Origin of the sequence: Thiocapsa sp., from assembly GCF_022340925.1 — a bacterium.
GTDB lineage: Bacteria > Pseudomonadota > Gammaproteobacteria > Chromatiales > Chromatiaceae > Thiocapsa.
On sequence record NZ_JAJDNA010000103.1, the window covers coordinates 1 to 6,219 of the forward strand.

The 6,219-nt window shown below is 64.7% G+C and carries 5 protein-coding genes; 2 read left to right on the top strand and 3 right to left on the bottom strand.

Annotation, left to right across the window (positions count from 1 at the left end):
• Together LJE61_RS12755 and rbp are read left to right on the top strand one after the other, a co-directional pair.
• Nucleotides 1-1,170: permease (locus LJE61_RS12755; RefSeq protein ID WP_296918557.1), on the top strand; the 1,170-nt coding region annotated here is incomplete at its 5' end.
• 469 nt (nucleotides 1,171-1,639) lie between these two features.
• Nucleotides 1,640-1,921, top strand: coding sequence for an RNA-binding regulator (gene rbp, locus LJE61_RS12760; protein ID WP_296918559.1), 282 nt, complete (start codon nucleotides 1,640-1,642; stop codon nucleotides 1,919-1,921).
• 229 nt (nucleotides 1,922-2,150) lie between these two features.
• Here rbp and ubiD read toward each other — a convergent pair whose 3' ends face one another.
• The 3 genes from ubiD to LJE61_RS12775 all read right to left on the bottom strand — a co-directional run.
• On the bottom strand, nucleotides 2,151-3,641 hold the full coding sequence (gene ubiD / locus LJE61_RS12765; RefSeq protein WP_296918561.1) for a 4-hydroxy-3-polyprenylbenzoate decarboxylase: 1,491 nt from the start codon (nucleotides 3,639-3,641) through the stop codon (nucleotides 2,151-2,153).
• Nucleotides 3,641-5,674: an oligopeptidase A gene (gene prlC / locus LJE61_RS12770; RefSeq protein WP_296918563.1), complete on the bottom strand. Its 2,034-nt coding sequence runs from the start codon at nucleotides 5,672-5,674 to the stop codon at nucleotides 3,641-3,643. Before prlC ends, ubiD begins: the two co-directional genes overlap by 1 nt.
• Before the next feature lie 207 nt (nucleotides 5,675-5,881).
• Nucleotides 5,882-6,219 (bottom strand): CNP1-like family protein (locus LJE61_RS12775; RefSeq protein WP_296918565.1); only part of this gene is annotated, 338 nt, incomplete at its 5' end.

The window sequence follows — 6,219 nt, forward strand, 5'->3', positions numbered from 1 at the left end:
GGACTGTTGATCGCCGGGCTCATGCACGTCTATCTCCCGACCGGTTTCGTCCACCGCGGGCTGAGCCGCCCAAGCCTCTCGAGCGTCACCCGTGCGTCACTGATCGGGGTGCCTCTGCCGCTGTGCTCTTGCGGGGTCATCCCGGCCGCGCTCGGTCTGCGCAACGAGGGTGCCTCCAAGGGTGCCACGACCGCCTTCATGATCAGCACGCCGCAGACCGGCGTGGATTCAATTCTGGTCAGTGCCGCGTTCCTGGGCTGGCCCTTTGCCCTCTTCAAGCTGGTTGCGGCCTTCCTGACCGGACTGATCGGTGGGGCTTTGGTCAACTGGCTGAGCCCGCTCGATCCCGATGAGGCTCGACCGGGAGACTCAGATCCATCGGGCGCCGTGCCGGAGGTCCGGAAAACAGGCATTGGCACGGTGCTGCGCTACGCGGTCTTTGATCTGCTTGGCGCAATCGACCTTTGGATCTTGGCTGGGGTGCTCGTCGCTGCCGCGATCACCGTCGTCCTGCCGCAGGATTATTTCGCCTCGCAGGTCTGGTCCCAGGGTGTGCTCGGCATGCTGGTCGTCTTGGCGATCTCGCTGCCGCTCTACGTCTGCACGACCGGCTCGGTGCCGATCGCGGCGTCGCTCATCGCGTCGGGTCTGCCGCTTGGTTCGGCATTGGTCTTTTTGATGGCGGGCCCGGCGACCAATGTCGCGACCTTCGGCGCCGTCTACCGCGCGCTGGGAGGTCGTATCCTTTGGATCTATCTGGCAACCGTGACGATGATGAGCATCCTGTTCGGACTGCTGTTCGACAGCCTCCTGCAGGCACCGGGCCCGGCCATGCCGCACGATCATCCGCACGGCGCCGATTGGCTCGGGACAATCGGCGCCGTGGCGTTGACGGGTCTCTTGGCGTTTCTGGCAGGGCGACGTGTGCGGAGGCGATTTGCCACAAGCCCCCCGACCGTTGCCGATCTCATCCTCCGGGTCGATGGGATGAGCTGCGGGCACTGTGTCAACAGCGTCAAGACGGCGCTTGAGCGGGTTGATGCCGTGAGCGAAGCCGTACCGGATCTGGCTGCCGGCCTGGTCCGTATTCGCGGTGAGCGGCTGGATGCCTCTCGGCTCGTCTCTGCGATCGAGCAGGCGGGTTTTCAGGTTGTCGACCCCCCCGCCTGACCGTCTTGAGCGCCACGTTTCTTGCTTAAACGGAGTTGACGCCCCGAGCTTGATCCACTAGCTTTGGCTGGGAGTCAATCGCGGCCGTTGCCGGGGTCCCTATCCAAAGACGTATGCCTGATGCGCCAACACCCCTCCCGAGGCGTGCCGGGGTGGTCGTCGGTATTGCAAGCCGCTCGGATAGTGACCCCCGGACCGAGTGGCCCGGCGTCCCGTCGGTGAGCATCCCCCTGCCTTCTCCAATGCCCCGGCTTACTCGAGGTCCGGGACGCGGTGCCTCGATCGAGGGCGGGCGGTCCGGTGCCTGTCGCCTTTTAGATATGATCCACCAAGGCTGCCGCCACGTGCCTGTGCTCCATCCGAGCGGGTTTTGCGTTCGGGGTCTGTGTTGCCCGCTGCCGAATCGGCTTGTGTGTTGGCCGCTCGGCAGACTTCGTCCGTTCAACGCACACGAGCGCGAGAGACAGCGATGAGGATCTATGTAGGTAACCTGCCCTATAGCGTGACTGATGACGACCTGCGTGATGTCTTCGGTGAGTTTGGTGAGCTGGCCGCCGTCGAGGTGATCAAGGACAAGTTTTCGGGCCAGTCCAAGGGATTCGGTTTCGTTGACATGCCCAACAACTCGGAGGCCGACGCAGCCATCAAGGCGTTGAACGATACTGACATGAAGGGCCGAAAGCTCACCGTCAACGAGGCGCGGCCGCGTGCTGAGCGTCCACGCGGGAGCGGTGGGGGCGGGCGCTACTGAGGCGCTGCGGCCTTCTTGATCGGCCGGGGCGAGCGGGCGCTCCAAACGGGCGGAGCTCGCCCCGAGGGAGGAGCCTTAAGGAGATGCTGATTCATGGCCATCCTGGCCATCATCAGCCTGCCTTTCGAGCGGCGCGATTCTCTGAAGGTTCCATGTTCAGGCACCGTGGCACCTGACCATGCAGGTCCTCCTGCCCCGGACAGGGAATGCTGACGACTTCATCGTTTCCTTAAAGTGCAGCCGGGTGTGTCACGGGCGCGATCTCGAGATCCGCCCAAATCCGGTCGACGCGTTCGCGAACGGATGGGTCCATCCGGATCGGGCGGCCCCATTCCCGTGTCGTTTCGCCGGACCACTTGTTCGTAGCGTCGAAACCGACCTTGGAGCCGAGGCCGGATACGGGTGAGGCGAAATCCAGGTAGTCGATCGGCGTGTTCTCGATGATCAGCATGTCCCGGGCCGGGTCCATGCGGGTGGTGATGGCCCAGATCACGTCCTTCCAGTCTCGGGCACAGACGTCATCGTCGACCACGATCACGAGCTTGGTGTACATGAACTGGCGAAGGAACGACCAAACGCCCATCATGACCCGCTTGGCGTGCCCCGGATAGTGTTTCTGGATGCTGACGATCGCCAGACGATAGGAGCATCCCTCCGGCGGCAGATAGAAGTCCCGGATCTCCGGAAACTGTTTCTGCAGAATGGGGATGAAGATCTCATTGAGCGCAACGCCCAGGATGGCCGGCTCGTCCGGAGGCCGCCCCGTGTAGGTGCTGTGGTAGATGGGGTCGCGGCGTTGGGTCATGCGCGTGATGGTAAAGACCGGAAACCGATCGACCTCGTTGTAGTAGCCCGTGTGATCACCGAAGGGCCCTTCGGCGGCCAGGTCGCCGGGTTCGATGTGGCCTTCGAGCACAATCTCGGCACTGGCGGGCACTTGGAGGTCGGACTCCCTGCAGGCCGCCAGCTCCGTGCGGCTCCCGCGCAGGAGGCCGGCGAACGCGTACTCCGAGAGTGTGTCGGGCACCGGGGTGACCGCCCCCAGGATGGTGGCCGGGTCCGCGCCCAGAGCGACGGTTACCGGGAAGGGCTTGTCCGGGTGGGCGCTCTGCCAGTCGCGGAAGTCGAGCGCGCCGCCGCGATGGGCGAGCCAGCGCATGATGACGCGGTTGCGGCCGATCACCTGCATGCGGTAGATGCCGAGGTTTTGCCGCGCCTTCTCCGGCCCCTTGGTGATGACCAGCCCCCAGGTGATCAAGCGTCCGGCGTCGCCCGGCCAACAATGCTGGATGGGAAGCCGATCGAGATTGACCTGATCGCCGCTGAGCTCGACCGCCTGGCAAGGCGCATTGCGCCGGACCTTTGGGGCCATATCGAGCACCTTCTTGAAGATCGGCAGGGACTGCCAGGCCTCCTTCATCCCCCTTGGCGGATCCGGCTCCTTCAGAAAAGCGAGGAGCTTGCCGATCTCCCGTAACGCCTCGACCGATTCCTCACCCATTCCCAGCGCCACCCGCCTGGTCGTCCCGAACAGGTTTCCCAAAAGCGGAATACCTGAACCCTTGGGTCGCTCGAACAACAGCGCCGGCCCGCCCGCCCGCAGGGTTCGGTCGCAGATCTCGGTGATCTCCAGATAGGGGTCCACCTCGACCCGGATCCGCTTGAGCTCGCCGCGTTGCTCGAGCTGCTCGATGAAGTCCCGAAGGTCCCGGTATTTCATCAAGCCGCGATGCCCGAGTGGCGCAGGAGTGCGTCCGTGGTCGGCTCCCGGCCGCGGAATCTCACATAGAGTGTCATGGCGTCCTCGGACCCGCCTTTCTCCAGGATCGTCTCCCGGAAGGATCGCCCGGTCTCGCTATCGAACACGCCGTTCTCCTCGAACAGCGAGAAGGCGTCCGCCGAGAGGACCTCCGCCCACTTGTAGCTGTAGTAGCCGGCCGCGTATCCGCCTGCGAAGATGTGGGAGAAGCCGTGGGCGAAGCGGTGGAACGCCGGCGGTCGGACCACCGCAACCTCATCGCGGACCTGCTCGAGGATCTCGTAGACGCGCCCACCCTTTGCGGGGTCGTACTCGAGGTGAAGGCGGAAGTCGAAGAGGGCGAACTCCAACTGACGGACCATCTGCATCGCCGACTGGAAGTTCTTGGCCGCGATCATCCGTTGGTAGAGATCCTCGGGGATCGGCACACCGGTCTCCCAATGGGCCGCGAAGAGGTCGAGCGAGTCGCGCTCCCAGCACCAGTTTTCCAGGAACTGGCTGGGCAGCTCGACCGCGTCCCAGGGCACCCCGTTGATCCCGGCCACACCGGGGTAGTCGACCGTGGTCAGCATGTGATGCAGACCATGTCCGAACTCGTGGAAGAGCGTCTCGACCTCGTGATGGGTCAGTAGGGACGGCTTGCCGCCGACCGGTGGGGTGAAGTTACAGACCAGGTAGGCCACCGGGATCTGGTCGCAGCGGCTGGTGTGCATGCGGTTGGTGCAGACATCCATCCAGGCGCCGCCCCGTTTGTTCTGCCGGGCGTAAGGGTCGAGATAGAACTGGCCTCGGAGGGTCCCAGATTCGCTGTCGCGGATCTCGAAAAATCGCACGTCCGCATGATAGGTCTCGAGCCCCGTCACCTCCTGGATCCGCACCCCGAACAGGCGCTCGACGACCCCGAAGAGCCCCGACAGGACCCGTGAGATCGGGAAGTAGGGGCGCAGCTCCTCCTGACTGATCCGGTAGCGGTGCAGCCGAAGCTTCTCCGAATAGTACCCGATATCCCAGGGCTCCAGCCGGTCGACCCCGTGCTGCTCGCGAGCAAAGGCCTCCAGCTCCGCTAGCTCGCGACGCGCCTGGCCCACGGAGTGCTGCGCCAGATCGTGAAGGAAGTCGAGCACATCCTTGGGTGAGCGTGCCATCTTGGTGGCCAGGGAGCGCTGGGCGTACGTTGCGAAGCCGAGCAGCTGGGCGAGCTCGTGGCGCAGGTCGAGGATGCGCTCCATGATCTCGCCGTTGTCCCATTGTCCGGCGTGCGGCCCTTGATCGGACGCCCGCGTGCCGAAGGCCTCGTAGAGCTCGAAGCGCAGATCCCGGTTGTCGGCGTAGGTCATGACCGGCATGTAAGAGGGGAGGTCGAGGGTGAAGAGCCAACCGTCCTGACCCCGGTGCTCGGCGTTCTGACGGGCGAGCGCCAGCGCGGAGTCGGGCAGTCCCGCCAGCTCGGCCTCGTCCTCGATGCGCTTGCTCCAGGCATTGGTGGCGTCCAGCAGGTTCTCTGAATATTTCGTGGTCAGCTGCGAGAGCTCCTGTCTGATGGACTTAAAGCGCGCCTTCTTGTCTGTCGGCAGGTCGACGCCCGAGAGGTGGAAGTCACGCAGCACGTTCTCCAACAGCTTGCGTTGGGCAGGGTTCAGATGCTCCTGGGCCGCGACTGCCTGATAGCCGCGAAACAGCTCCTCGTTCTGTCCCACCTCGGTGCCATAGTCGCTGAGCTTGGGCAGGCAGGCGTTGTAGGCCGCGCGCAAGGCGTCGCTGTTGAGCACGCCGTTGAGGTGGCCGACGGGGGACCACACCCGGTTCAGGCGGTCGTCGACCTCGTCCAAGGGTTCCACGAAGGTCTCCCAGGTCGGCACCGACACCTCGCGGGTGAGGCGGGCGATCTCGGCCCGGCAATCGGCGAGGCAGGTGTCGATCGCGGGCTCGATCTGTTCGGGACGGATCCGTGAGAAGGCCGGGAGGCCGGTGGTCTCGAGCAATGGATTGGTCATGGGATGATGTGCAATCGTCACAGGTCAACGAGGAGAGGCTGTTTGCGCCGGTCCAGCCTTGCGGCTTCCGAGGGGGCGCATCGTTACGGTCGGACAGCGAGCCCGACCGCGATCGCAGATGTGCGGCCAGGACGCTGGTGTTTCCAGACGAGCGCTCCAGCGGGCGGGGGCCGGCGATCGGAGACGTTTGCCCCGCGGCTGGCCGGGTCAATCAGCCTGAAAACCCATGTTCTGGCCCGGCGGGATTCGGCCCTGCAAAGAGCGGATCATGTCTGACTCGGGGCGCGGTTTGAAGCCGCGCGGGATGCAGAAATGGTGGCGCCAAAGGTCTTGGCGATAGCGCGCGCCAGGGTCGCTGGAGATCGGCTGCCAGTCAGAGCCCTCCAGCCGATCGAGCCGATTCCCGGAGCCATAGGCGAAGATCTTGTAGCGCCCCTTCGGCGTGCAGCGGATGCCTTCGACCGAAACATTGCGAGCCCCGTTTCGGCCCTCGGCCACCAGGGTGTAACGAACCGCCCCGTCAGGTCCGACCCGAAGACTGCGGG